Origin of the sequence: Streptomyces lushanensis, from assembly GCF_001700515.1 — a bacterium.
GTDB classification, from domain to species: domain Bacteria; phylum Actinomycetota; class Actinomycetes; order Streptomycetales; family Streptomycetaceae; genus Streptomyces; species Streptomyces lushanensis.
Window position 1 is genome coordinate 1 of record NZ_MAUD01000291.1, and the last position, 24022, is coordinate 24022.

At 70.7% G+C, this 24022-nt stretch carries 24 protein-coding genes and 2 riboswitches; of the genes, 8 read left to right on the forward strand and 16 right to left on the reverse strand.

The genetic code is table 11. The features are described from left to right. The coding region (locus BFF77_RS22775) for a prenyltransferase/squalene oxidase repeat-containing protein (RefSeq protein WP_066952914.1) at window positions 1-2560 on the reverse strand (2560 nt) is incomplete at its 3' end. A gap of 353 nt (window positions 2561-2913) precedes the next feature. Beyond that, window positions 2914-2989, forward strand: a riboswitch (cobalamin riboswitch). 120 nt (window positions 2990-3109) lie between these two features. Here BFF77_RS22775 and BFF77_RS22780 point away from each other — a divergent pair. After that, window positions 3110-4522, forward strand: coding sequence for a prenyltransferase/squalene oxidase repeat-containing protein (locus BFF77_RS22780; protein WP_066952861.1), 1413 nt, complete (start codon window positions 3110-3112; stop codon window positions 4520-4522). A 96-nt stretch (window positions 4523-4618) separates the two neighbouring features. Here BFF77_RS22780 and BFF77_RS22785 read toward each other — a convergent pair whose 3' ends face one another. From BFF77_RS22785 to BFF77_RS22850, 14 genes are all read right to left on the reverse strand, one after another. Then, window positions 4619-5107 (reverse strand): DUF4430 domain-containing protein, encoded by a 489-nt coding sequence (locus BFF77_RS22785; RefSeq protein ID WP_066952863.1) that lies wholly within the window; start codon window positions 5105-5107, stop codon window positions 4619-4621. Window positions 5108-5357: 250 nt separating this feature from the next. After that, complete coding sequence (locus BFF77_RS22790; protein WP_066952865.1) at window positions 5358-6041, reverse strand: alpha/beta hydrolase; 684 nt, start codon at window positions 6039-6041, stop codon at window positions 5358-5360. Window positions 6042-6124: 83 nt separating this feature from the next. Beyond that, on the reverse strand, window positions 6125-6475 hold the full coding sequence (locus tag BFF77_RS22795) for a PRC-barrel domain-containing protein (protein ID WP_066952867.1): 351 nt from the start codon (window positions 6473-6475) through the stop codon (window positions 6125-6127). 232 nt (window positions 6476-6707) lie between these two features. Then, the gene (locus BFF77_RS22800; protein WP_066952869.1) at window positions 6708-6878 is read right to left on the reverse strand and encodes a hydrophobic protein; all 171 of its coding nucleotides are present in this window, start codon (window positions 6876-6878) and stop codon (window positions 6708-6710) included. Between the two features lie 180 nt (window positions 6879-7058). After that, window positions 7059-7502: a response regulator gene (locus BFF77_RS22805; RefSeq protein ID WP_066952916.1), complete on the reverse strand. Its 444-nt coding sequence runs from the start codon at window positions 7500-7502 to the stop codon at window positions 7059-7061. A 44-nt stretch (window positions 7503-7546) separates the two neighbouring features. After that, a complete protein-coding gene (locus tag BFF77_RS22810; protein WP_066952871.1) occupies window positions 7547-9343 on the reverse strand; it encodes a sensor histidine kinase in 1797 nt (598 codons plus the stop codon). Between the two features lie 7 nt (window positions 9344-9350). Further along, window positions 9351-10682 carry a PP2C family protein-serine/threonine phosphatase gene (locus BFF77_RS22815; protein ID WP_079125395.1) on the reverse strand — a complete coding sequence of 444 codons (1332 nt, stop codon included), beginning with the start codon at window positions 10680-10682 and terminating at the stop codon, window positions 9351-9353. A 165-nt stretch (window positions 10683-10847) separates the two neighbouring features. Further along, window positions 10848-11783 carry a CU044_5270 family protein gene (locus tag BFF77_RS22820; RefSeq protein ID WP_066952873.1) on the reverse strand — a complete coding sequence of 312 codons (936 nt, stop codon included), beginning with the start codon at window positions 11781-11783 and terminating at the stop codon, window positions 10848-10850. Continuing rightward, the gene (locus BFF77_RS22825; RefSeq protein WP_066952875.1) at window positions 11780-12346 is read right to left on the reverse strand and encodes an RNA polymerase sigma factor; all 567 of its coding nucleotides are present in this window, start codon (window positions 12344-12346) and stop codon (window positions 11780-11782) included. The genes BFF77_RS22820 and BFF77_RS22825 overlap by 4 nt, the downstream gene beginning before the upstream one ends. Before the next feature lie 278 nt (window positions 12347-12624). Further along, complete coding sequence (gene metE / locus BFF77_RS22830) at window positions 12625-14943, reverse strand: 5-methyltetrahydropteroyltriglutamate--homocysteine S-methyltransferase (protein ID WP_066952877.1); 2319 nt, start codon at window positions 14941-14943, stop codon at window positions 12625-12627. 161 nt (window positions 14944-15104) lie between these two features. After that, a riboswitch (cobalamin riboswitch) is annotated at window positions 15105-15320 on the reverse strand. Between the two features lie 204 nt (window positions 15321-15524). Beyond that, the gene (locus BFF77_RS22835; protein WP_066952878.1) at window positions 15525-16589 is read right to left on the reverse strand and encodes an iron-containing redox enzyme family protein; all 1065 of its coding nucleotides are present in this window, start codon (window positions 16587-16589) and stop codon (window positions 15525-15527) included. Then, window positions 16586-16879 carry a CDGSH iron-sulfur domain-containing protein gene (locus tag BFF77_RS22840; RefSeq protein ID WP_066952880.1) on the reverse strand — a complete coding sequence of 98 codons (294 nt, stop codon included), beginning with the start codon at window positions 16877-16879 and terminating at the stop codon, window positions 16586-16588. The genes BFF77_RS22835 and BFF77_RS22840 overlap by 4 nt, the downstream gene beginning before the upstream one ends. Next, window positions 16863-17546, reverse strand: a complete 684-nt coding sequence (locus tag BFF77_RS22845) for a HemK2/MTQ2 family protein methyltransferase (protein ID WP_066952882.1) — start codon at window positions 17544-17546, stop codon at window positions 16863-16865. Before BFF77_RS22845 ends, BFF77_RS22840 begins: the two co-directional genes overlap by 17 nt. 163 nt (window positions 17547-17709) lie before the next feature. Continuing rightward, window positions 17710-18276 (reverse strand): RNA polymerase sigma factor, encoded by a 567-nt coding sequence (locus tag BFF77_RS22850; protein WP_079125399.1) that lies wholly within the window; start codon window positions 18274-18276, stop codon window positions 17710-17712. A 181-nt stretch (window positions 18277-18457) separates the two neighbouring features. Between BFF77_RS22850 and BFF77_RS36305 the strand changes: the two genes are divergently transcribed. Continuing rightward, entirely contained in the window at window positions 18458-18745 is a 288-nt protein-coding gene (locus tag BFF77_RS36305; protein ID WP_066952883.1) for a hypothetical protein, read from the forward strand. 73 nt (window positions 18746-18818) lie between these two features. Here the strand turns inward: BFF77_RS36305 and BFF77_RS22860 are convergent, their stop codons facing one another. After that, window positions 18819-19124, reverse strand: coding sequence for a hypothetical protein (locus BFF77_RS22860; RefSeq protein WP_342671254.1), 306 nt, complete (start codon window positions 19122-19124; stop codon window positions 18819-18821). A gap of 380 nt (window positions 19125-19504) precedes the next feature. Here BFF77_RS22860 and BFF77_RS22865 point away from each other — a divergent pair, with 380 nt between their 5' ends. From BFF77_RS22865 to BFF77_RS22890, 6 genes are all read left to right on the forward strand, one after another. After that, complete coding sequence (locus BFF77_RS22865; RefSeq protein ID WP_066952887.1) at window positions 19505-20374, forward strand: SigB/SigF/SigG family RNA polymerase sigma factor; 870 nt, start codon at window positions 19505-19507, stop codon at window positions 20372-20374. 99 nt (window positions 20375-20473) lie between these two features. Then, window positions 20474-20857, forward strand: a complete 384-nt coding sequence (locus BFF77_RS22870) for a hypothetical protein (protein ID WP_425424417.1) — start codon at window positions 20474-20476, stop codon at window positions 20855-20857. A 390-nt stretch (window positions 20858-21247) separates the two neighbouring features. Continuing rightward, window positions 21248-22099 (forward strand): STAS domain-containing protein, encoded by an 852-nt coding sequence (locus tag BFF77_RS22875; RefSeq protein WP_066952892.1) that lies wholly within the window; start codon window positions 21248-21250, stop codon window positions 22097-22099. Next, complete coding sequence (locus BFF77_RS22880; RefSeq protein ID WP_066952893.1) at window positions 22096-22467, forward strand: STAS domain-containing protein; 372 nt, start codon at window positions 22096-22098, stop codon at window positions 22465-22467. The genes BFF77_RS22875 and BFF77_RS22880 overlap by 4 nt, the downstream gene beginning before the upstream one ends. After that, window positions 22464-22886 (forward strand): ATP-binding protein, encoded by a 423-nt coding sequence (locus BFF77_RS22885; RefSeq protein WP_066952895.1) that lies wholly within the window; start codon window positions 22464-22466, stop codon window positions 22884-22886. The genes BFF77_RS22880 and BFF77_RS22885 overlap by 4 nt, the downstream gene beginning before the upstream one ends. Continuing rightward, window positions 22874-23935: an ATP-binding protein gene (locus BFF77_RS22890; protein ID WP_066952897.1), complete on the forward strand. Its 1062-nt coding sequence runs from the start codon at window positions 22874-22876 to the stop codon at window positions 23933-23935. Before BFF77_RS22885 ends, BFF77_RS22890 begins: the two co-directional genes overlap by 13 nt. Window positions 23936-24022: the final 87 nt, after the last annotated feature.

Sequence of the window (24022 nt, forward strand, 5' to 3'; positions counted from 1 at the left end):
TCACCGGACCGGAGGAGGACGGGGCGGGGATGGGCCGGGGCGTGGTGCCGGTGAGGCTCCGGGTGAGCACCCCGAAGGAGACGCCGGTGGCGCCGCCGACGGCCTGGGTGGAGGCACGTATGTCCGAGCCGCGCTGGCCTTCCTTCGCGACGTTGAAGCCGCCGTCGGTGTTCTGCTGGGAGGCGAGGAACCCGAGGGCCTTGGCGATCCGCGCGCTGTACCTGGGCGCGTCCAGGGAGAGCCCCTGGACCGCGAGCGCCGCGGAGTTCACCGAGTTGCCGGCCGCGCCGGGGAAGCCGCCGTCCGGCAACTGCTCGCCCGCGATCCAGGCCAGAGCCTTGTCCACCCCGGTCCGGGCCTTCTCGTCCGCCACCAGGTCCAGGGTCATCGCGGCCATGGCGGTGGAGTCGACGTCGGAGTCGCCCGTCGCCGGGATCAGGCTGGGCCAGGCGCCGGAGGGATGCTGGAGGCTCTCCAGGAACGCGACGGGCTCCCGGGCCGCGTCCTTCTCCCCGGCCCTCAACTGGGCCAGCACGCCCAGGGACTGGGCGAAGACGGACGGGGCATAGGTGTAGGCGCCCTTGGCCGGGCAGCTCCGGTCCGGTGCCCGGGACGGTGTCCGGCACACCGCGGTGCCGAGAGCGGCGATCAGGTCCCGGCCGCCGAAGTCGCGGGGGTCCCGGCCGACGGTCTCGGCGAGGAGGGCGGTCTTGCCGATCGACCCGCCCGCGGCGTACTTGGTGCCGACGCTCGTCCAGTCGTGCACCGTACGGCCCTCGGGGTCCTCGCCGCCCTTGTCGAGGAAGTCGACGACGGCGCGCAGGGCGTTGTTGTCGTGGCCGGTCGCGGCCAGGGCGAAGGCGCCGTCGATGGTGAGACCGAAGTCCGCCCGGCCGCCGCCGGCCGTGTAGTACCGCCCCTGCTCGAGGTTCGCCGGGCTGGTCAGGTACGCGACGCCCTTCTTCAGGTCGGGGCCCGCGCCGGGCGCGGTGGGGGAAGGGGATGCCGGCGGGGACGTCGGCGGCTCGCTCGGTCCGGGCCGCTCGGTGGTCAGGTCGACCAGGCTGGTGTCCGCGCCGGCGAGTACGGCGGGGGCGGTCGGATAGAGGGCCGCGTCCGAGGCCCCTTCCTCGAATCCGAAGCCCCCGTCCGGGAGTTGCTGTGTGGAGAGCCAGGAGACGGCGGCGTCCGCCTGGGCCGTGTCGCCGAGGACGCGCAGCGCCTGGGCCGCGTAGGCCGTGGCGGTCACGCCGGCGGTGGCGGAGCCCGTGTAGCCGGGGAAACCGCCGTCCTGGCGCTGGGTCTTCTTCAGATACGCGCGGGCCTTGGCGACGGCGTCGGCCTGGCCGCCCGCCTTGTTCAGGACGAGAGCGACAAGACCGGTGGTGGCCGGATCGCCGTCGCAGTACTCGCCGGGACGGATCAGGATGCTGGTGATTCCGCCGTCCCGGCACTGGAGCTGGGTCAGCCGCTCCACGGTCCCGGCCGGGGGCCGGACACCGCCGCGCACCACAGCCAGTACGGCCAGTGCCTGCCCGTCGGCGTACGAGGCGCCGACGAAGTCGCCCTTGGCCGTGCAGCCCGGTGTCGGACCGCCGGACTCGGGGCCGGCCGCGCAGACGTTCTTCACCAGATCGCCGAGCAGGTCATGGCCTCCGAAGGCACGCGGGTCGCCTTCGGTGATCTCGGCGAGCAGGGCCAGGCGGGCGGCGGCGGGCGCGTCCGGCGGGGCGTCCGCGCCGCCGGGGTAGGCGTAGACGTCGGTATGGGCCGTGAGGAACGCCGTGATCTTGTCGAGGGTCGCGCTCCTGCCGCCGGACGCGGCGAGGGCGTAGGCGGCCTCGGTCGTCAGCGGATGGTTCGGGCTGTCGGCGCCCTCGTCGACGATCCGCTCGCCGTCCGTGAGCCGGCCCGTCAGCCACCGGGCGGCGGCGGGGACATCCACCTCTCCCGCGGGAAGTGTCGGGGGGCCGCTGGGCTCGGGCGTGCCGCCGCCGGCGGCACGCACCTGGTCGGGAGTGAAGGTGGGCCTGCCGGTGGTGCCGCCGACGTCCGTGCCGCCGAACACCCACGCGTCGACATCGCCCGCCCCGGGCCTGCGGTCCATGGCCCCGAGCGGGCTGTAGGACCACTCGTCCTGTCCGGGCGAGGCGATCCAGTACGACCAGTAGGCGGTGGCCTGGGGGGTCAGTACGCAGTCCTCCTTGTCCGGAGTCGGGTACTCCGTACCGGAGTTGAAGGATCCGGAACCGATGCGGCAGATGAAGGCGGGACCGTCGTGCTCGGTGCCCGCCGTGGTGAACCCGCCCTCGTGGAGGAGTTCGTAGCCGGTGGTGGGGGTGGTGTCGCAGCCCCGCTGGACCGTGCCGCCGAAGGGCCCGAAGTCGACGGCGACGATCGCGCCCCTGGTGGCCGTGCAGTCCCCGACGGGGTCCGCCGACGCGGGGGTTGTTCCCGTGACGAACGCCACGGCGGCGCCGAGGACGAGAAGGGCCGCCGATATCAGCGACAGCAGTCTTCGGTGTCCCGTACGCCGGTCTGCTTGCTGTGCGGTCCCCACCACGGCCCCTCGTGTCGTCCGGGCGGCTCGCGCGTGGCGAAAAGACCCCGCCGCACGGCGTGTTCCGTGGGGAGGCCGATCGAACCACGCCGTAGTCCGCGACGGCGTCTCTCGCTGATCCACTGCTCCAGGCATTCCGGCTCGCCCGGGCTGCGCCGGGCCTACGGTTGCGGGTCAGCGCCGGATTCCGACCGGCTTCCCCTGGGGCTGTTTGCTTATCAGCCGGATTGGAACACGCCTGTGAAGACAGCGTCAAGGAGGCATGAACCGCGTCAGCCCCTCCTGCGGCCGGCGGCGGCCGTGGCGTCTGGCGGACCGGTGATCCCTCGGGTAGCGTCCGGGGCTGCCATGTGGGGGAACCCGGTGCGAATCCGGGGCTGACGCGCAGCGGTATGGGACGGCAGGGGGCCGTTCCGAGCCCGAATGCCCATACGGCAGCGAGTCCCAGGAAGCCGTACCACGCGTTCGGACGGCGGCCCCGCCCGTCTCCGGTGCTCCGGCCGCGAGGACGGCGTGCCCGGCCGGCGTCCCTCATCCCAGGAGCAGGCCATGTCCCGTTCTCTCACCTCCCGCCGCATCGCTCTCGCCGTCCCCGCGGCGCTGGGGGCTCTCGCGCTGACGGTGCTGCCCGCCGCCGCGACCTCCACTCCCGCGCAGATCGCCACCTCGAAGACCAACGGTGTCGCCTACCTCAAGTCGCTCCAGGCCGCCGACGGTTCTTACGCGGGCGCCGGTCTGTCCAACGAGTGGGCGTTCAGCGCCCTCGCCGCCGCCGGCACGGCCGCCGTGGACGTCACCCCGGGCGCAGACGTCACCAAGAACGCCCGTACCGTCTACCGCAATCTCCTGTCCACGGCCGGCTGGCCGTCCGCCTCACCCGTGGTCACCGACTACGAACGCGGCACGCTCAACGCCTACGCGGCCGGGATCGACCCCGCGCGCGTGTCCGCCTCCCGCAATCTCATCGCGAACATCTACGGCTACTGGCAGACGGCGGAGGCCGGTTACTTCGGGCCGTCGGCCAACTACAACGGCACGGTCTTCGCCGCGCTCGCCCTCGGCGGGGCCAGAACGCAGTCGGGCGCCCAGCGGGTGCCCCAGGCCCTCCTGGACGCTATGGTCACCCGGATACGGGCCAACCAGCACAACGACGGCGGGTGGAACTACAGCAAGGCCGAGGGCAACCCGGCCCAGCTGGCCGCCGTGAGCGACATCGACATGACCGGCGCGTCCATGGCCGCCCTCTGCGCCTCCGGAGTGCCCAACACCGACTCGGACATCACCCAGGCCAAGGCATTCCTCAAGAGCAAACTCGTCAACAACTCCGGCGCCTTCAACGCCGTGTTCGGTGCCAACACCGATTCCAACGGCTGGGCCGTCTCCGGGCTCAACGCCTGCGGCATCAACCCGCAGACCGGCGACTTCCTCACTCCCCTGGGCAGGACCCCGGTGAACTTCCTGATCGCCCAGCAGTTCAACCCCGGCGGCGGCTTCCGCTACCTCCCCGGTGACACCTCCCCCTCCGCCTACGCGTCCATCGACGGACTGCGCGCGGTGGCGGGCGGCGGCTTCACCTCCGCCCCTCCCGTCCCCGTCACCGCCGGCGCCCCGCAGTGGGCCGCCCAGAGCACCTTCACCGCCGGTACGGCGACCACGCTGGGCGTCACGGTCGACGACGGCGCGGGCGGACTCAAGGTCTGCTCCGTGGCCTTCACCCCCACGGGCACCACGGCCACCCTCGGCGACATCCTGACGGCCGCCACCACCGCCGCCACCCCGGCCGGCTGCGTGACAAGCGTCACCCCGTCGTCCGGGACGGGCACCATCACCGCGATCAACGGCAAGGCCAACAGCGGAACTTCGACCTGGAAGGTCGGCGTCGACGGCTCCGCCTTCGCGGGCGCGGCCCGCGACAAGGTGATCAACACGGGCGACACGATCGCCCTGCGCTGGGGCGCCTGACCCTCCCGGGTGCGGGTCCGCGCCGTACGACGGCACGGACCCGCATCCGCGGCTTCTCAGTGGAGCGCGGACCCGGCGCTCCTCCCCCGGCAGTCCCTAGAAGGCGGTCCAGGTGAACGCCACCCGGTCACCGGCGTTCAGCTTGAACTGGCAGCCGCCCACCGGTGTGGGCGTGCCGTTCACGGAGATGTTCCAGTAGGCCACTCCCCCACCGCTGACCTGCTTGATGGTGTCGACGGAGAAGTCGTCGAAGGACGCGTACCAGGTGCCGTCCCAGGTGAAGCCCCGCTCGCGGGCGGCGTCGTCGAGCGCGGCGGTCGGGGTGGGCACCGCGGTCGCGTTCGCGCCACCGTTGGTCCCGTCGCAGGTGTGCGTACCGCCGGTGGCGGTGGTGACGTCGTGTCCCTTCGTCCTGATCTTCCCCTTGAACAGCAGCCCGTCGGGGCCCTGGACCGTGAGAGAGACCTTGACGGGCGCGCTCGTCCCGGGGACGGGCTGGGCCTGGGCGACAGCGGGCGCGCCGACGAGGGCGAGACCGAGGGCTGCCGTGGTGAGCACGGTGCGAAGGGCAAAGGGCTGGCGCATGGACGGCCTTCCTGGGCGAAGCGGGTTGCGGTCAGTCGCGCGCCTTCAATTGTCACTGCGGTTTCAGTCCGAAGCAGGGGGATCCTAGGGCGCGACGGAGAAGGTCCGCCAGGGGGCACACGCGCTGCCCCGCCCGGCCGGGCCACACGGCGGTCCGGCCACCGCGGCGGTCCGGCGTCGGCGTGGCGGCGTGGCGTTGCGCGACAGGGGGGCCGTGGCGTGGCACGCGTGGCGTACGGCCGGGTGGCTGTCACGCTCCCGTGCGGTACGCCTCCAGCCGGTCGGCCAGTTCTGTGGGGTGACCGAGCATGGGGCAGTGGTCGCCGGGCAGTTCGTCGGGGGTGATCCCGAGGCGTTCCCGCACGATCCGGCGCATGTACGCGGCGGGGAAGAAGCGGTCGTCCCGGGACAGGAGGAACCTCGTGGGCACATTCGGCCAGGCGGCCAGTGGCCATGGCTTCATGAACGGGGTGGCCGACTGCGCGCGCGTGTGGTTCTTGACCTCGGCGGCCAGCGCGGGCGGGGTGTCATGGTGGAACAGGGCGGTGTCGTCGGCGTCGTCGGGACCCCGGCAGTCGCGTTCGTCCTGTTCGCGCCTGGCCTGCTCGTAGCCCGTGTTGGCCCACCACTGGCCCGGGCTCTCGCCCGGGGCCGGGATCTGTGCCTGCACCATCACCAGCAGGTCCACTGGCACCCGGTCGCACACCAGCGGGGCGGTGAACCCACCGAAGGAATGCGCCACCACGATCAGGTCGGCGCGATCACCGACGGCGCCGACCACGGTGTCGGCGTACTCGGCCAGCCCGGCCGAGTCGTCGTCGCACGGCAGGTCCACCGCCACCACGTCATGGCCGCGCCCGCGCAGCTCGCCCTCCAGCAGGTGCCAGTACCACGGGCCTGACGCGGCACCGGGAATCAGCACATACGTAGCCATCGTCAGTGACCCCTTCGGTAGCGAACCGCGCACTCTACCTCCCCGGCACCCTGCGGATCTCTCGGCCCCGCAGTGCGGTTCGGTCAGCGCTGGTGGCTTCCGTAGTAGCCGCTGATCTTGTCGTGATAGCCCGCGTCCCCGTTGTGCTTGTCCTTGTCGTACTCGGGAGCGTTCTTGATCTGTTCCATGGTCCGGTCGATGTAGATCCTCTCCTCGGCCGTGTCGATGCCGCTGACAAGACCGGCGGGCAGCAGGACATGCTTGCCGAAGATCCATACACCGGTGTCGACCACGATGTGCGCGGCGCCGACGTCGTCGGAGTGCTTGTCGACCTTGCCGATGCTCCCGTCGGTCGCCTCGACCTTGTAACCGACCAGGCTGCTCCCGGCGGTGTGACCGGTCGTCGGCTGGTAGCCCCACATGGCCGCGCTCATATCCGCACTCATGAAATACCTCCTTCAGTAGCGATTCCAGGCCGGAATACATCTTCACGGCCGGGCTTCTCCGAACTGTTCACAGGCTTCGTGTGCCCGCCGTCCCCGGCCGTATTCAGTACCCGGTGCGGGCGTCGCCCGAATGCCCTCGCGCCGGAACGTACAGAAGGGTGGGGTGGGCCCGGACGGTCGTCCGGGCCCACCCCACCCTTCTCACGGTCGGACAGTGCGTCTACCAGCGGTACCAGCGGCTTCGCCGGCCACCGGTGGCTGCGGGGCGAATCACGAATCCGAGCAGCCAGACGACAAGAATAATGACCGCGATCCACCACAGGGCCTTGAGCGCGAAGCCCGCGCCGAAAAGGATCAGGGCGAGCAGAAGAACGAGAAGCAGGGGAACCATGGTTATCAACCTCCAGGAGACCGTGTGCCCTGAAGTTCCCCCGCCATGCGTTCGCATCTCATGCCGGCGCTTCCTGTTTCCGGATACGCGATTACCGGGAAACCGGCGACGGGCGCGGGCCCGGGGTGCGGATGCGGATGCGGCCTGCGGGTGTGGATGTGGATGTGGATGTGGAGATCGTCAGTGAGGCGGTCGTGTGCGCCCGGGAAGCCGGACGACGGTGACGAAGAACTCGTCGATCTGGCGGACCGCCGAGATGAACTGCTCCAGATCGACGGGCTTGGTCACATAGGCGTTGGCGTGCAGCTTGTAGCTGCGCAGGATGTCCTCCTCCGCGGAGGACGTGGTCAGTACGACGACCGGGATCGGCGCGAGATCGGGATCGGTCTTGATCCGTTCGAGCACCTGGCGTCCGTCGTACTTCGGCAGGTTGAGATCCAGCAGGATGAGGTCCGGCCGGGGTGCGTCCTGGTGGGCGCCCCGCCGGTACAGGAAGTCGAGGGCCTCCTCACCGTCGCGCGCCACATGGAGGGTGTTGCGGATCTTGTTGTCCTCGAACGCCTCGCGGGTCATCAGCTCATCACCCGCGTCGTCCTCGACGAGTAGGACCTCGATCGGCTGCATGACGAGGTGCGCGCCGGAGGAGCTGTTCGGGGCGGTCGAGGGGTTCATGAGGGTGCTCCCGGTGGGGTCGTGGCCGATACGCCGTCCTCGCCGGTCCGCCCGGCCGCGTACGGCGCGGGGGCTCCCGATGGGGCCGATGTACCGGATGGTTCGGGTTTTTCGGATGCCAGGGGCGGCCGAGCCGCTTCGGAGGGCCGAGTGGCTTCATAGGGCCGGCGGACTGCTTCGGAGGACCGGAGGACCGCTTCGGAGGGCTGAGCCGCTTCGGAGGCTTCCGGTCCGCCCGCGGTGACGGGCAGGGTGAAGAGAATGCTGGTGCCGCCCTCCGGGCCCGGCTCCAGCCGGATCCGGCCACCGTGGAACTCGACGATCTTCCGCGACAGCGCGAGGCCGATCCCGGTTCCCCCGTACTCGTCCCTGCCGTGCAGTCGCTGGAAGATGACGAAGACCTTCTCGGCGAACTCGGGCGCGACACCGATGCCGTTGTCCGCGACGGTCAGCCGCCACTCGTCGTCCTGCCGTACGCAGTCGACGGTGATCCGGCAGGGGACGTCGTGTCTGCGGAACTTGACGGCGTTGCCGATGAGGTTCTGCCAGAGCATGGTGAGGGTGGTCGGATCACCGTTCACCTCGGGCAGCGGGTTCTCCCGTACGACCGTGGCTCCCGCTTCCTGGATCACCAGGCCCAGATTGTGCAGCGCGCGGTCCAGGGCCTTGTCCAGCCGCACGGTCTGCCAGGCGTCGTGCACCCGCCCCACCCGGGAGAAGGTGAGCAGGTCGTTGATCAGGGTCTGCATCCGCTTGGCGCCGTCGACGGCGAAGTCGATGTACTGCTTGCCGCGTTCGTCCAGTACCGCCCCGTACCGCTTCTCCAGCAGCTGGCAGAACGAGGCGATCTTGCGCAGTGGTTCCTGGAGGTCGTGCGAGGCGACATAGGCGAACTGCTCGAGTTCCGAGTTCGAGCGGCGCAGTTCCTCGGTCTGCTGCGCGAGCACGGCTTCGCGCGAGCGTCCCGCGGCGATCTCGTCGGCGAGGCGTCCGCGCATGTCCTCGACCGCCGCGGCCACGGCCCGGAGGTCGGCGGGCCCCCCGACCTCGATGCGCCGGTCGAACGCCCCGGCGCGCACGCCGTCGGAGGCGGCCCGCAGGGTGTTGAGCGGACGGCCGACCATCTGCCGCAGAAGCAGGGCCAGGCCCACCACGGCGAGGACGAAGACGACCAGGATCACGACGAGTACGGTGTCGCGCAGCGACCGCGCGGCGTTCAGCTCCGTCCGTGCCCGGTCCCTGGCCGTGTCGAGATGGTCCTGCTGCACGGCGAAGAGACGGCGCAGTTCGTCGAAGCCTTCCTTGCTGCCGTCCAGCCGCGCCGCCGAGGCCGCCTCCGGGCCCCCGGTGCGTACGGACGCGATCAGCGGCTCCGCCCATTCGCCCCGCCATGTCCGCGCCGCGCGTGTGATGCGTTCGAGATCCGCGGTGAACAGGGGGTTGGACGCCACGACGGCATCGACGCGTGCGGCGAACCGCCGCTCGTCCTCACGGCCGCGGTCGTACGGTGCGAGGAACGAGGCGTCGGCGGTCAGTACGAAGCCCCGTACTCCGGTCTCCTGGTCGAGCAGGGACTTCTGGAACTGGAACACCGTGGAACGGGCGGGCTGGATGTGGTCGACCAGCTCATTGGTACGGTCGTTGGTCCGCGACAGCAGCACACCGCCGGCGACGGTGCAGCCGCACACCACCAGCACCAGGGCCACCAGGATCAGCTGGACCCAGCCCTGCACCGAGAGCCGGGCCGATGTGGCGTGCCGGGCCGTACGGGGGCGCGGCGTCTCGCTCACCATGTCTCGCTCACCGGTCCGTACGCTGTCGTCCCATTTTCTCCGTGCTGCCGCTCGGCCCCGCCCAGCCGAGGTGCAGCACCGCGACATCGTCCGCGAGTCCGCCGTACGGAGCCGCTCGCTCGGCGGCCCCGTCGACCAGCGCGTCGACGAAGGCCCTCGGCGGGAGCGTGCTGTGCTCGCCGGCCAGGCCGAGCAGTCCCTCCTCACCGAGCCGGGCGGACGGTCCCGTGCGCCCTTCGAAGAGGCCGTCGGTGAACACCACCACATGCCCTCCTGGCGGCAGCGGCAGGGTGGTCTCGGTCCACCGGCCCGTACCCGGCAGCAGCCCCAGGGCCATGCCGGCCCCCGGCTCCTCCCAGCGGACCGTGGCCCGGTCGCGTACGAGCAGTCCCGGGTGGCCCGCGCGCAGGACCCGGACCTCGTGCCCCCCGGGCGGGAAGACGAGGGAGCTGACCGTGGCGAAGACATGCTGGTCGAAGCGTTCCGCGACGAGGATCTCCTCCAGGAGGGGGACCAGGTCCCGTACCTCCGTCCCGCAGAGCACGGCCGTGCGCCAGGCGACCCGCAGGCAGACGCCGAGGGCGGCCTCCGCCGCACCGTGGCCGGAGACATCCCCTATGACCGCGTGGACCGTGCCGTCCGCGGTCTGGACGACATCGTAGAAGTCGCCGCTCAGCAGGCCGTGGGCGCGGCCCGGTTCGTACCGCGCGGTCGCCTCGAAATCGTCGCCGCGCAGCAGCGGGACCGGCAGCAGACCGCGTTCCAGCCGGGCGTTCTCCTTGGCCATCAGCTCGTTGGCGCGGAGCGCCGCCGCCGTCCGTTCGACCTGCTTGCGCTGGAGGGCGTAGCGGACCGCTCTGCCCAGCGCCTCCGGGTCGATCCGTCCCTTGACCAGATAGTCCTGCGCGCCGGTCGCCACGGCCGCGAGCCCCGCCTCGCCCTCGGCCAGACCGGTGAGGACGACGATGGCGGCGTCCGGCGCCGTGGCGAGGATCTGGGTGACCGCGTCGACGCCACGGGCGTCCGGAAGGTGGAGATCGAGCAGCACACAGACCGGGGTGGTGCGGCCGACGAGAAAACGCTGTCCCTCGGCCAGTGACCGGCACCAGGTGAGCGAGGAGTCCAGATCGCTGTCGGCGAGCATCTCCTCCACCAGCAGCGCGTCACCCGCGTCGTCCTCGACGAGCAGGATCACCCCGTCGAGGGACCACAGGGAGCCGCGGGTATCCGGTGCGGCATCCCGGGGCGCCTCCCTCGGCGGTGCGAGCAGCGACGCGGTACCGCCGTCGTCGGCACTTCGTGCGGGACGCGACGAGGTACGGACGGGCAGGTCGGCCATACTTCCCCCTCACCGGCGGCACCGACGGCTCGGCCCCGTTCCAGCGGGCAGCATAGGCGACGGCGGGGACGTCGTTGTGCTCGCGGTACCCGGCAGCGGGGGAACGCTCCCCGAGGCGCGCCGCCCGTGCCGGGGCCGGCGGGGACCGACGACGGAGACGTCGGATCAGCCGAGTTGCCGCGCCGGGCCCGTCGACAGAAACGTCGTGGTCCCCCGGGCGTCCCTCAAGGCGCCGTGGCCCTTCTCCCTGTGCTCCAGGACGGTGCTGCCGGCCGGATCCACGATGAGGACGTGGTGCATGGACGGGCCCTGCCACTCCACGGCGGTGCCCCGCCGTCCCTCGCTGTCCTTCACCGGTCCGAGAAGCCGTACGCCGTCCATGCCCGCGAGGATCTCGAAGAGGGCCGCGCGCAGGTGCGGTCCCGACGGTGCGGTGGTGAGGAGGCTCACGATGCCGTTGTAGAGGGCGCGGTCGCCGTCGGTGGAACCGCTGAGGAGCCTGGTCCTCAAGGCCTGCGGGTCGGTGGGCAGTTCGGCGAGTTCGTCCCAGGTGACCCGCTCGCGCCCGACCGACCAGGTCGTCTGTCCGGCCGACCGGAAGGTGCAGAAATCGCCGTGGCAGACGCTCGACTCCCTGCCTCCGGGGTTGAGGAGAGTGACGGAGGTGCGGCTGTACCAGTTCGTCTGCTCCTGGCCCGGCCGCGTGCTCATGGTGTAGCGCGCGCGCACCTTCCAGTACCGGGCGTGGGAGGCGGGCTTCTGCGCCGCCGTGACGGCGACGTCCCGCAGGAAGGTCGCCGCGTTCGCACCGGCGGCCGGCGGCGCGCCGTCCGTCCCGGTCACCGGCAGGACGAAGACCCCCGCGGCCACCGCGGCCACGGCGACCGCCGACACCGCGAACCGGCGCCGGCGCCTGCCCCGCCCACCGGTCGTATCGGCCCTGTCCCGGGCCACGGCTTCCCGTACGACCCTCCGGGCGGCGTCGACAGCCGCCCCCTGCGCCGGATCCACCCGCCCGGCCGCGCACAGCGCCCCGGCACCGGCGAAGTCCAGGAAATCCGGCTCCAGGTCGCGTGTGTCATCGTCAGTGATCGTGGTCATGCGGAGTCTCCTGTCCGGGGAAGTACGGTGGCCGGTTCAAGCGCCTGGCGCAGCCGTGCGCGGGCGCGGTGCAGTCGGGACCGCGCGGTGCCCGGCGGGATGCCGATCACGGCCGCGGCCTCGGTCGGGGTGAGCTGCTCCCAGGCGATGAGCAGCAGCAATTCCCGCTCCACGTGCGGAAGCCGGTCCAAGGTACGGCGTATCGAGGGCGCGACCGCGGCGGCGTCCAGCCGTTCGTCCACCGCCTGCCACGGGTCGCTGACGGCGTGGTCGTCGCCACCGGCCGCCCCTGGCCGTTCCGGCGCACCGCGCCGCCAGTGCGCGGCCAGTACGTTCCTGGCCACTCCGAAGAGCCAGGTGCGAGCCGTGCCACGGGTGGCGTCGAAGGTGGTGCGGCTGGTGTACGCCTGCAGCCAGACCTCCGCCAGCAGGTCGTCCGCGACGGCGGGCGCCCGGCGGGCCAGATAGCCGTGCAGGACGTGGGCATGGCGCTCGACCAGCGGCTCGAAGGCCACGGGGTCACGCGCCGAGCGCACCAGCAGATCGTCGTCGTCCGGTTCCACAAGGTCCCCTCCCACGGCCGCGCGGTCGCGGCCTCACCCCGTACTTGTCGAGGAAGGCCCTCAGCGTTCGGGCCGGGCCCAGCGGCCGGGGCCGGCGCACCACTTCCCCCGGCACCACCGGCGTCCGCGTCCGCAACAGCGACGAGACCCGCCGCCGGCGAATGCCTCCCGGGCCCGGGAGAGAGGAGAGACCTGACTCGTGGCAGGGGCGCGACGCGGGGGACCACGCGGGACGGCCGGGACGGACACCGTTCGTGTCCGTCCCGGCCGTCGGGGAATCAGGAGGCGGGCAGTTCCTCGCGTACGGTGCGGGCCGCCGTGACCAGGTTCTCCAGGGAGGCTCGGGTCTCGGGCCAGCCGCGGGTCTTCAGCCCGCAGTCGGGGTTGACCCACAGGCGCTCGGCCGGAATGGCCTCCAGTCCCTTGCGGAGCAGGGCCGCCGCCTCGTCCGTGCCGGGCACGCGCGGGGAGTGGATGTCGTAGACACCGGGGCCGGCCTCGCGCGGGTAGCCGTGCTCGGCGAGTTCGCGCGCGACCTGCATGTGGGAGCGGGCGGCCTCCAGGCTGATGACGTCGGCGTCGAGGTCGTCGATGGCCTGGACGATGTCGCCGAACTCGGCGTAGCACATATGGGTGTGGATCTGGGTGTCCGGGCGTACGCCACTGGTGGTGAGGCGGAACGACTCGGTGGCCCAGTCCAGATAGGCGCCGTGGTCCGCGGCGCGCAGGGGAAGGGTCTCACGCAGGGCGGGCTCGTCGACCTGGATGACGGACGTGCCCGCCGCCTCGAGGTCGTCGACCTCGTCGCGCAGCGCGACGGCGACCTGGCGGGCGGTGTCACCGAGCGGCTGGTCGTCGCGGACGAAGGACCAGGCCAGCATGGTGACGGGCCCGGTGAGCATGCCCTTGACGGGGCGCTCGGTGAGCGACTGGGCGTAGGAGGTCCAGCGCACCGTCATCGGCTCGGGACGGGAGATGTCACCGGCGAGGACGGGCGGGCGGACGTAGCGGGTTCCGTAGGACTGGACCCAGCCGTGCTGGGTGGCCAGACAGCCGGTGAGCTGTTCGGCGAAGTACTGCACCATGTCGTTGCGTTCGGGCTCGCCGTGCACCAGGACATCGATGCCCGTCTTCTCCTGGAAGGAGATGACCTCGCCGATCTCGGCCCTGATGCGCTCCTCGTATCCGGCGGTGTCGATACGTCCGGTACGCAGGTCGGCGCGGGCCGTACGCAGCTCGTCGGTCTGCGGGAACGAGCCGATGGTGGTCGTCGGCAGCAGCGGCAGTCCGAGGTGGGCGCGCTGGGCGGTCGCCCGCTCGGGGTAGGGGTGGGAGCGGCGGCCGTCGGCGTCGGTGACGGCGGCGGTCCTGGCCCGTACGGCCGGGTCGCGGGTGATCGGGGAGTTCGCCCGGGAGGCGAGGTCGGCGCGGTTGGCGGCGATCTCCGCGGCGATGGTGTCGGTGCCCTGCGCCAGTCCCCTGGCCAGAGTGACGATCTCGGTGGTCTTCTGCTGGGCGAAGGCGAGCCAGCGGAGGATCTGCGGGTCGATGTCCCGTTCGGCGGCCGTGTCGATCGGGACGTGCAGCAGGGAGCACGAGGCGGCCACGTCGACCCGGCCGGCCAGGCCGAGGAGCGTCCCGAGGACGGACAGCGACTTCTCGTAGTCGTTGATCCAGATGTTGCGGCCGTTGACCACACCGGCGACGAGGCGCTTGCCGGGCAGTCCGCCCACCGAGGCCAGGGCGTCGAGGTTGGCCGCCGCGGCGCCGGTGAAGTCGAGTGCCAGGCCCTCGATCGGTGCCTTCGCCAGGATGGGCAGGGCTTCACCGAGGCGGTCGAAGTACGAGGCCGCGAGCAGCTTGGGGCGGTCGGTGAGGCCACCGAGGTCGCGGTAGGCGCGGGCGGCGGCGTTCAGCTCGGCCGGTGTGCGGTCCTGGACGAGGGCGGGCTCGTCGAGCTGGGCCCACTCCGCGCCGGCGGCGCGCAGGTCGGCGAGCACCTCGGCGTAGACCGGCAGCAGCCGGTCCAGCAGGGTCAGCGGTTCGAAGTCGGCGGCCACCCCGGGCGCGGGCTTGGCGAGCAGGAGATAGGTGACGGGGCCGACGAGCACCGGCCGGGCGGTGAGACCGAGCGCGAGGGCTTCCTTCAGCTCGGCGACCTGCTTGGAGGAGTCGGCGGTGAAGACGGTGTCGGGGCCGAGCTCGGGGACGAGGTAGTGGTAGTTGGTGTCGAACCACTTGGTCATCTCCAGCGGCGCCACGTCCTGGGTGCCGCGGGCCATCGCGAAGTAGCCGTCGAGCGCGTCGGCCGTGACGGCGTCCCGGTGCCGCTCGGGCACGGCACCGACCATGACGCTGGTGTCCAGGACATGGTCGTAGTACGAGAAATCGCCGGTCGGCACCTCGTGGACACCGGCGTCCGCCAGCCGGCGCCAGTTGGACCGGCGCAGGCCGGCCGCCGTTTCGCGGAGGGCGTCGGCGCCGACGCGGCCCTTCCAGTACCCCTCGACGGCCTTCTTCAGTTCCCGGTTGCGGCCTTGGCGGGGGTAGCCGTACACGGTGGCCTGTGCCGCCGCGGCTGCGGACTTCGCTGTCACGGAAATCTCCTTCGCGAGATGTCTCCTTGAATCCCGGGGACGGGACGCGAGCGCGAAGAGGTGACGAACCGGACGGCCCAGTTCCACGCCATGGCGCGCCTGTCCGTCCGGTATGTACGCCGACCCGCCCACGAGGTCACCGGGATGGCCGCACGCGATCGTTCGCGTACGGGCAACGGGCAGGTCTTCGGACTCGTGGGCACATCTGCCGGAACAGATTCCTACTGGCCGTCGCTTCCCAGACCCGGCCGGGCCCAGTGCTCATGACGGCGGTCGTTCCCACTCACCGCTGCGGGGCAGTCCCGGATTCCCACCGGGTTCCCTCTTACGACACCTCTGCCTGGCGGGCAGGGCGAACCAGCTGCGTCAGCCAGGCTAGAACGCGGGCCACCTCCGGGTCACCTCTGTTCACATTCCGGAATGTGACATGAGACACGTGACTGATCACGGCAGCGACGCATGGCGCGGCGAGGAGTGGTTCGGGTTCGGGCACCGCCCGGAGCCCCGTCCGAACGGCCGGAGGCCCCGGCGGGGCCGCGACCGCGCAGCTCGACGGAGCGCGTGTGCCGGACACATCGCTGTCAGGTTGCCCAGCGCCCGGCGCCTTGTCCCGCACTGTCGCCGGCCGCTCGCAGCGGGAGGCGCAGTGCCGACCGTCCCCGCCGCCACTCACGCAGCACATGCGCGCCGAGCCGGTCCTCCAGCAGGCCCGTGGCCTCGATACCGAGAACCACGTCCGGCTCCAGTTGAGGTTCGTCCGCCAGCAGAGGGGTGATGATCTCGTGGCGGACGACCTGTTCGTGGACGGCGTCGGCCTCCACGTGTTCGTCGTAGAAGTGTTGCGCGGCGGGTCCGGCGTCCGTGCGGCGCATCGCCTCGGCCAGCCGGCGCGAACCGGGTGAGGAGGTCACCTCGACGGCCGCGAAGTGCCCGACCAGGGCGCCCCGCAGGGCTCGGTGCAGTCCGAGCAGGGACATCATCGTCACCGGAGCCAGCGCCTCGGCCGGAGCCTCGTCCACATAGCGGCCGTAGCGGTGCTCCAGGCCGAGATCATCCATCAGGTCGGCGAACAGGCGCGCGTGGATGTGCTCGGCGCGCCCGGCGCCGAACTCGTCGAACTCGACCGCCACCATGGCCGCCTTGGCCCGCCCGTGGAGTCGCGGGATCACCCAGGCGTGCGGGTCGGCCTCCTTGAGGTGGTAGAGGGAACGCAGCGCCGCGTACTCGCGCAGTTCTTCCGGCCGACCCTCACGCCGCAGATAGTGGCTGACGCCTGTGCCGTCGTCGACGGGCTCGACCAGGATCCGCGCCAGGGCCGCCTCGGCGGTGTCGGCGCCCGGTGTGTCCGCCCGCAGGGCGTCCAGATAGCGTCGCTCCAGGTCGGCGCGGAGCCGCAGCAGGTCCGGGTCCCACTCCCGGTCGTCGCCGACGCCGTCGAACCCCTGGTAGTGCAGCTCGTACAGTACGTACAGCGCGAGCTGGACATCCCCGCCGTACGGATCGGCCGTGGGCGCCATCGCCTCCGGGCCGGGTGGCGTGCGCTCCCGGTCGCGCAGGGACGCCAGTACCGCCGCGGACAGGTCGCCGCGCGGTGTCGGCAGTCCTGGGCGGGTGAGCCGGGATTCGATGTACGGCGCGGCGGTCATTCCGGGCCTCCGGCCTTGTCGTCGCCGCGGCCGGGGTGGGCGCCGTCGGCGCGAAGGGCGGTGGCAGGCCGGCCGGTGGAGGGTACGGGAGGCTCGGACGCCCTGCGGCGGTGGCTGGTGTCGCACCATGGATAGGCGCGGCTGCGGCGGCAGGTGCACACCGCCACCATGAAGCGTTCCGAGGTGACGGTCACACCGTCGTCGCCCGTGACGGTGACCGGCCCTTCCACCAGCATCGGACCGTTGCGTTCGAGGTGAATCCGGCGGGGACGTTCAGGGTTGTTCGGCACGGATGACCACCAGTTCCTCTTTGTCCTGTCCTTCGTCCATCAGGCCTCGTCCACGCAGCCATGCCAGTCGGGAACGCATGACCGGCCCGAAGGGGATCAGCACGCGGTCGCTGACCCGCGCGCGCAGGCCGGCCCGCGTCAGCCGGTCAATCGTGATCTCGGTCCCGCACAGCCCGGAGTGGACCATGAGCAGCACACCCCGGGGCCGAAGCGCCTTCGCGGCGCAGGCGCAGACCTGGTCCACCAGGGCCCGCCCGTCGTGTCCGCCGTCCCAGGCACGAGCGGCTCCGTGCCGCAGCGGTCCGGCCGGGGGTGTCGGGACATAGGGCGGGTTGCTGAGCACGACGTCGTAGCGCCCGCCGTTCGACACCGCGACCTCGGACACATCGCAGCGGCGCACCGTGACCCGCTGACGGGACAGTGTGGCGTTGACACGGGCACAGAGCACCGCCCGCCGCGAGATGTCAACGGCTGTCACCCGCGCCCCGAGCCGGGCCGCGCACAGGGCCAGCACCCCGGTGCCGGTACCGAGGTCGAGAACGTCCATGCCCGCCCCGACGCCCTCCCGGTGAATGGCCCGCACCAGCAGGCGGGAGTCGTGCTGCGGAGCGTAGACACCGGGAATCGCCAGCGTGCACCGCGGTCTGTCCGTTCGTGGTACGGCCATGGAACCACCTCGTCGTGGGACGAAATCGCGCCCGCCCTCCTCTTCCACGATCGGTGTGACGAGGACCCGGGACCACTCGGGGACGGTCACCGAACGTACGCCGATGGCCGGACCGGGCTCTCGTCCGGCCGTGTACGCGGCGACGGCCCTGCGCCGAAAGACCCTAACGCCATGAGGACATCTCCCTCGTCAGGGTGCGCCGCGCCCGGAAGAGCCTGCCGCGTACGGTCTGTTCGCTCTCGCCCAGGACCTGTGCGACCTCCTCGTACGACAGTCCGTGCAGCTCCCGCAGGATCCAGCAGACGCGCTGGCCGGGCCGGAGGTCATGGAGCGCTTGAGCCAACGCCGCGGTGGCAGCGGCGCTTTCGGCGGCACGGGCGGGCTCGCCACCGGCGTCACGAGCCGTCGGTTCGGGAACGGCGGTCAAGGACACCGTGGGCGCCTGCCCGCGCAGGACGTTGAGGCACCGGTTGGTGACAATGCGGTACATCCACGTGCGGAACGCGGCGTCCCCGCGGAACTCCGGGAGGCGCCGCCACGCGCTGATGAAGGCATCCTGCACGGCCTCCTCGGCGTCGGAGGGGTTTCCCAGCAGGTGGTGGGCAAGGGCCAGCAGCGGCGCGCTGTGGCGGTGGACCAGGACGGCGAACGCGTCGTCGTCGCCTTCGGCGGCACGGGCGGCCAACAACCCGCTGTCCAGGAATCCGAGGTCGTCGCCGGGATCACCGATCCGCTCGGCCGCACGCTGGTCAGACCTGGCGGCAGGGCCCGGGGCCGCACGCCGGGGTGATGAAAGTCTTCCCTGCTTCGCATCCACTGTCCGCTTCCAGAACAAAAAATGTGACTCTTTCCGAATTTCCGTGTCCAACCTTGCGACGGGCAGAAACACGACAACAGGAAAGGTGCCTGCGATGAACACGACTGTGGCGGGGCTCGTGACCGGCCTGGCACTGGGTTTCGCCGGCTATTTCGGCGGCTTCGGGGCTTTCCTCGTGGTGGCGGTCCTGGGCCTGGTGGGCCTGATCGCCGGCTACCTGGCACGAGGCGATGTGCGTGTCTCCGACTACATACCCACCCGAAACGGCGAAGGACGCCAGGCGACGTTCCGCAACGGCGGGGGACGCCGGGAAACACTCGGACATCGTGGGAGCACTTACGGGACCGCCCCCCACAGCGAGTACAGGACGCGCGTGCGGTGAGCAACCGACCACGTCACGCTCACACCTGGGCTTCCCGAAGAATCAGTCCCTCGCACCCGGGCTTCCCGAAGAATCAGTCCTGGGAGTCCTTGTGATCCCGCGGCTCCTGGGGGTCCACCCCGGTGTAGGCGGAAGCGTCCTTGCTGCCGCTGGGGCGCCGGGTGCGTCCCTTGGGGCCGGTGTCGTGCATGCCTTCGCTCTTGGACTTTCCGGCTTGCTCCTCGCCGCGCCGGGTACGGCTTTCGACCGGCGTGCCCGCCGTTGACCGCTTCTTGTCCTCGGGCGAGGGCTCGCGGCTCGCGTCGGGTTGCGGGGCGTACCGGTCCGGGTGGAAGGAGCGGTGCGCGCTGGGGTTGTCCTGCTGTGAGCTCTCGTCCACGTCCGGCGACCATCCGTGCTGATCACGTCCTCGGAACCGGCTCGGGCCTTCATCCTGCGGAGCGTGACCGCGCTTCTTCGACATCAGAAGGGCCTTTCTGTCGAGTTCTCGCGCGCCCGGTTGCCCGTGCGGCGCACACCGCAATTATAGGCAAACCACCCTTGAAGGGTCTTTCGGGCAGGAATACCCTTCCGGGCCCGCACTCCCCGCATCCGTCAGGGGGCCGCTCGGCCATCCCGGGGAACTCTGTCCCGTTCCGCATGCTCTCTGTCGGAACATCCTGTGGAACATCCTGCCGAGATGGGTGGGTCCCAGCAGACATGAAGGTGGCCAGGGCGGGCAGTCGGTGGTCGTCTGGCTTTCCGACCAAAGGCGACACCGTGACGTTCTCCGCCAACGCTCCCGAAACGACTGCCACCCGCACGGGAAGAGCGGAGTTCACGGCTGACCTGCCGTGGATCGAGGACGCGGGCAAGGTCGCCCCCAGGGACGCGCGCACGCTCTCCAAGCTGTTCTTCGACCGGCTCCGGACGCTGGAGGAGGGCACCGGTGAGTACCAGTACGCCCGCAACACGCTGATCGAGATGAACCTGTCCCTGGTGACCTTCGCGGCCCGCCGGTTCCGCAACCGGGGCAGCGGCGACATGGAAGACATCATGCAGGTCGGCACGATCGGCCTGATCAAGGCCATCGACCGGTTCGACCTGTCGCGCGAGGTCGGGTTCACCTCGTTCGCGGTCCCGTACATCGTCGGCGAGATCAAACGCTTCTTCCGTGACACCACCTGGGCGGTGCACGTCCCACGGCGGCTGCAGGAACTGCGCGTCGAGCTCGCCAAGAGCAAGGAAGCCCTCGTCCCCGCCCTGGGCCGTACACCCACGGTGAAAGAGCTCGCGGCTCACTTGGGGCTGACCGAGGACGAGATCGTCGAGGGCCTTGTCGCCGCGAACGGCTACGCGGCCGGCTCCACCGACACCCCGGCCGGTGACGACGACGGCGACGACGGGCCGAAGTACGCGGACACCGTGGGTGATGTCGATCCGGCGCTGGAGCTGTTCGAAGACCTGTATGTGCTCGGCCCCCTGCTGAGACAGCTCGACGACCGGGAGCAGACCATCATTGAGATGCGCTTCGGCCGGGAGATGACCCAGGCGGAAATCGGCCGCGAACTGAGTCTGTCCCAGATGCATGTCTCTCGTCTGCTCACCCGCACTCTCACCAAGCTCCGCTCCGGCCTCCTTCCCTCGTGAATCCTTGTCACCCAGTCCGATTTCACCAGTACGGCACCGAATGGGGTACCTGGCGTGAATGCTGAACAGAATCCACGTCGTCAGACGTCCGCACCGTTCGTGACCGAGCCGGTGCCGGATCTCCAGCTCCAGATGCTGGTACGGCTGATCGGGCAGGACGCACAGGCGGTGCTGCCGATCACGCTCCTCGTCGGCGGCGTTTTTCTCCACGGCGATCTGATCTCCCACAAGGCATGGAAGAACGCCTGGGAACACAACCTGCGGGATGTCGACGGCCCAGGCGCGCAACTCCTGGAGAGTCTTCCCGAGCAGGTGGACCAAGCAGTCGTCGAGAAGCAGGGGCTGCAAACGGCGCAGCGGATGCCTGAGTGGATCCATCTGCGAAACGCCACCACCACCGGGGCCGGCAGGGCCGTAGTCATGCCCTTGTACCGGGGACGGCTCGCGGACGTATCGGGCTGGTCCCTCGGAAAGCCCGAGTAGTCACCCGAAAACAACATGCTGATCAACAACGCGCGGCCCCACGACCGGGATGCCGCCTGGAATCCCGGTGCGATGGACGGGCCCACGAGTCGGGTTCGGCGGACGGCGAACAGCCGACGTATTCGGTAGGCCGAGGCGCGGTACGAAAACGCGGTGCGGCAGTCCCCGTACTGGCGATCACCTGGCATACCGGCCTGTTTGATCGGCGCCGCCGTCCAAGAGGGGCGCCTTGCCCCATCGGCTCCCGCCCGCGCCTCCCGCCCGCCGGGGCAGGCCTGCTCACAAGCGTCTTCAGCGGCTGCCATGACGCCGTGAATGTCCGCATGGCACGTGCCGTAGGCTTCGCGGGCTAGCCCTGCCATGAAATATGAATTTCGAAGGAGCGCCAGAGTGGTGAAGCGAGACAGCGCTGTTGATCTGGTGGGACTCCTGTCGGTCGAGGGCGAGGAGCTGGCCGCGTCATGGGTGCGCGAGGTGGCAACGTCGTTGGGCGGTCGAATCGGCGTGGCCGAGCTCGATCGTGAGCTCAGAGAGCTGCACGGAGCGTTGCGTGAGGCTTTGCGGGAGGGCGCCGTCGACGTCCACTCGGAGCAGATGTCCGAGGTTCGAGCGCTGCTGACGGAACTTTCGAGGAACAGGGCTCGTCAGGGATTCTCGCCGAGCGAGACCGCCATGAGTGTCTTCGCCCTGAAGCGAGTTCTCGAGCCCGTGCTGCAGAACGGCTCCGCCGAAACGATCCGGGCCTATCTGCAGCTCGGCCGCATACTTGACGGGCTGGGTCTCTTCGCGATCGAGACCTACACGCAGACGCGCGACGAACTCATCACCACGCAGGCGGAGCAGCTTCTCGAACTGTCCACCCCGGTGGTCCGGCTCTGGGACGGCGTCATCGCCGTGCCTCTGGTCGGCACACTGGACTCGGCGCGGACGCAGGTGGTGATGGAAAAACTCCTCCAGGCGCTCGTGGACACCGGTTCGGAGCAGGCGATCATCGACATCACCGGCGTTCCCGCGGTGGACACGCAGGTCGCCCAGCACCTCCTCAAGACCATTGTCGCCGCCAGGCTGATGGGCGCGGAGTGCACCGTGTCCGGCATCAGCCCGCAGATCGCGCAGACCATCGTCGCGCTGGGCATCGAGTTCGACGGCATCGTGACGAAGGCCAGCCTGGCCGACGCCCTCAAACTGGCCCTGCGCAGGTCCGGCGTGGACATGGTCGCCCACGAGGGCGTGCAGCGGTGACAGAGCGCATCCCCATCCTGCGGATCGGAAAAACCCTGGTGGTGTCCGTCCAGTTCGATCTGGAGGACCAGACCGTCCTGAACCTCCAGGAGGATCTGGCCGAGCAGATCGTGGCCAAGTCGGCCCAGGGCGTCATCATCGACATCAGCGCTCTCGAGATCGTCGACTCCTTCGTGGGGCGCATGCTCGCCACGGTGGCCGCCATCTCACGCGTGCTCGACGCCAGGACCGTGGTCGTGGGAATGCGTCCAGCCGTGGCCATCACGCTGGTGGAGCTGGGCCTTTCACTCGGCGGGGTCAGTACGGCCCTGGATCTGGAGAAGGGGTTGGCCAAGCTGAGCCGGCCCACCAGTTCGGCCTTGCGGTGACGGCGCCCTGGTCGGCGGGAGAAGAGCCACAGGTTTATCCCATCGCGCGCAGCGGCGACGTCGTTCACATCCGCCAGGCCATCCGCGCGCTTTCCCAGCAGTGCCGTCTGTCTTTGGTCGACCAGACAAAGATGATCACGGCGGCGAGTGAGCTCGCACGCAACACCCTGACCTACGGCGGCGGGGGCACGGTCAGCGCCGGCATGGTCAGCGTGGACGGCAGGCGTGGCGTGGCCGCCGTCTTCGAGGACTCCGGCCCCGGTATCTCCGACGTCGAGCAGGCCATGACGGACGGCTGGACCTCGGGCGGCGGACTGGGGCTGGGCCTCAGCGGCGCCCGGCGCCTCGTCGACGACTTCCAGCTCCGCACCGCACCGGGCGAGGGCACTGCCGTGACCATCATCAAGTGGGTGCGGTGAGTACCACCACCATCCTGGACGGTGAGGACGTGTCCTGGTTCCGGGACGGTCCGTCCCTGCCGGCGGCCGCCCGGGGCGCGGCTGCCGCGCTGGCCCGGCGCCTCGGGCTGAGCAGCCACCGGGCGGCCGAGGTCGCCCTCGCGGTCACCGAGGCCGCCACCAACGTGCAGCGGCACGCCGTGGACGGAGCGCTGCTGCTCCGAGTGGTGCGTGACGCGGGCGAGGCCGGGGTGGAGTTCCTCACAGTCGACTCGGGACCCGGGATGAGGGATGTCCCCGCCTCCCTGGCCGACGGAACGTCCAGTGCCGGGACTCTCGGCATCGGCCTGGGTGCGGTCTCCCGCCTCGCGGACCACTTCGACCTGCACTCCGTTCCAGGCCGCGGAACGGTCATGACCGCGCAGTTCTGGCCACGCGCCGTGGACGGCAGAGTCGTCGTCGCCACTCCGGGCGCGTCTCCTGCCGCAGGTGTGACCCGGCCCATCAGCGGTGAGAGTGTGTCCGGGGACGCGTGGGCGGTCCGTACCGCTGCCGACGGCGGACACCGCCCGGTGGTCCTGGTCATGCTGTGTGACGGTCTGGGCCACGGACCTCTCGCGGCGCGCGCGAGTCAGGCAGCGGTCAAGGCGTTCCACAGCACACTGGATCTCAGTCCGGCAGGCATCCTCAACGCCGTTCACCTCGCGCTGCGCGAGACGCGCGGCGGTGCGGTCGCCGTGGCACGGATCGAGCCCGACGCGGGACGGCTGCTGTACTGCGGCATTGGGAATGTCAGCGGATTCCTCGTCACCGGCGACGGCCGCAGGGCTCTGCTGTCAGCCCCCGGAATCGTCGGCGCTCACATGCGGCGGCTACGGACGTTCGAGGAACAACTCCCCGATCACGGCGCCTTGGTGATGCACTCCGACGGGCTGACCGAACGCTGGGACCCGCGATCGCTGCCGGGTCTGCTGCACCACTCACCGCTCGTCATGGCCGGCCAGTTGCTCCGCGAAGCGGGTGTGCGGCGGGATGACGCCAGTGTCGTCGTCGTCAAGGGGGCCTGGTGATCAGTGAGGAACGGGGTGACCGTGGCGACCGAGGCGTTTGAACCGAGGCTTCACGGCGACGGTCTCCACGACACCCACCCGTCCGCC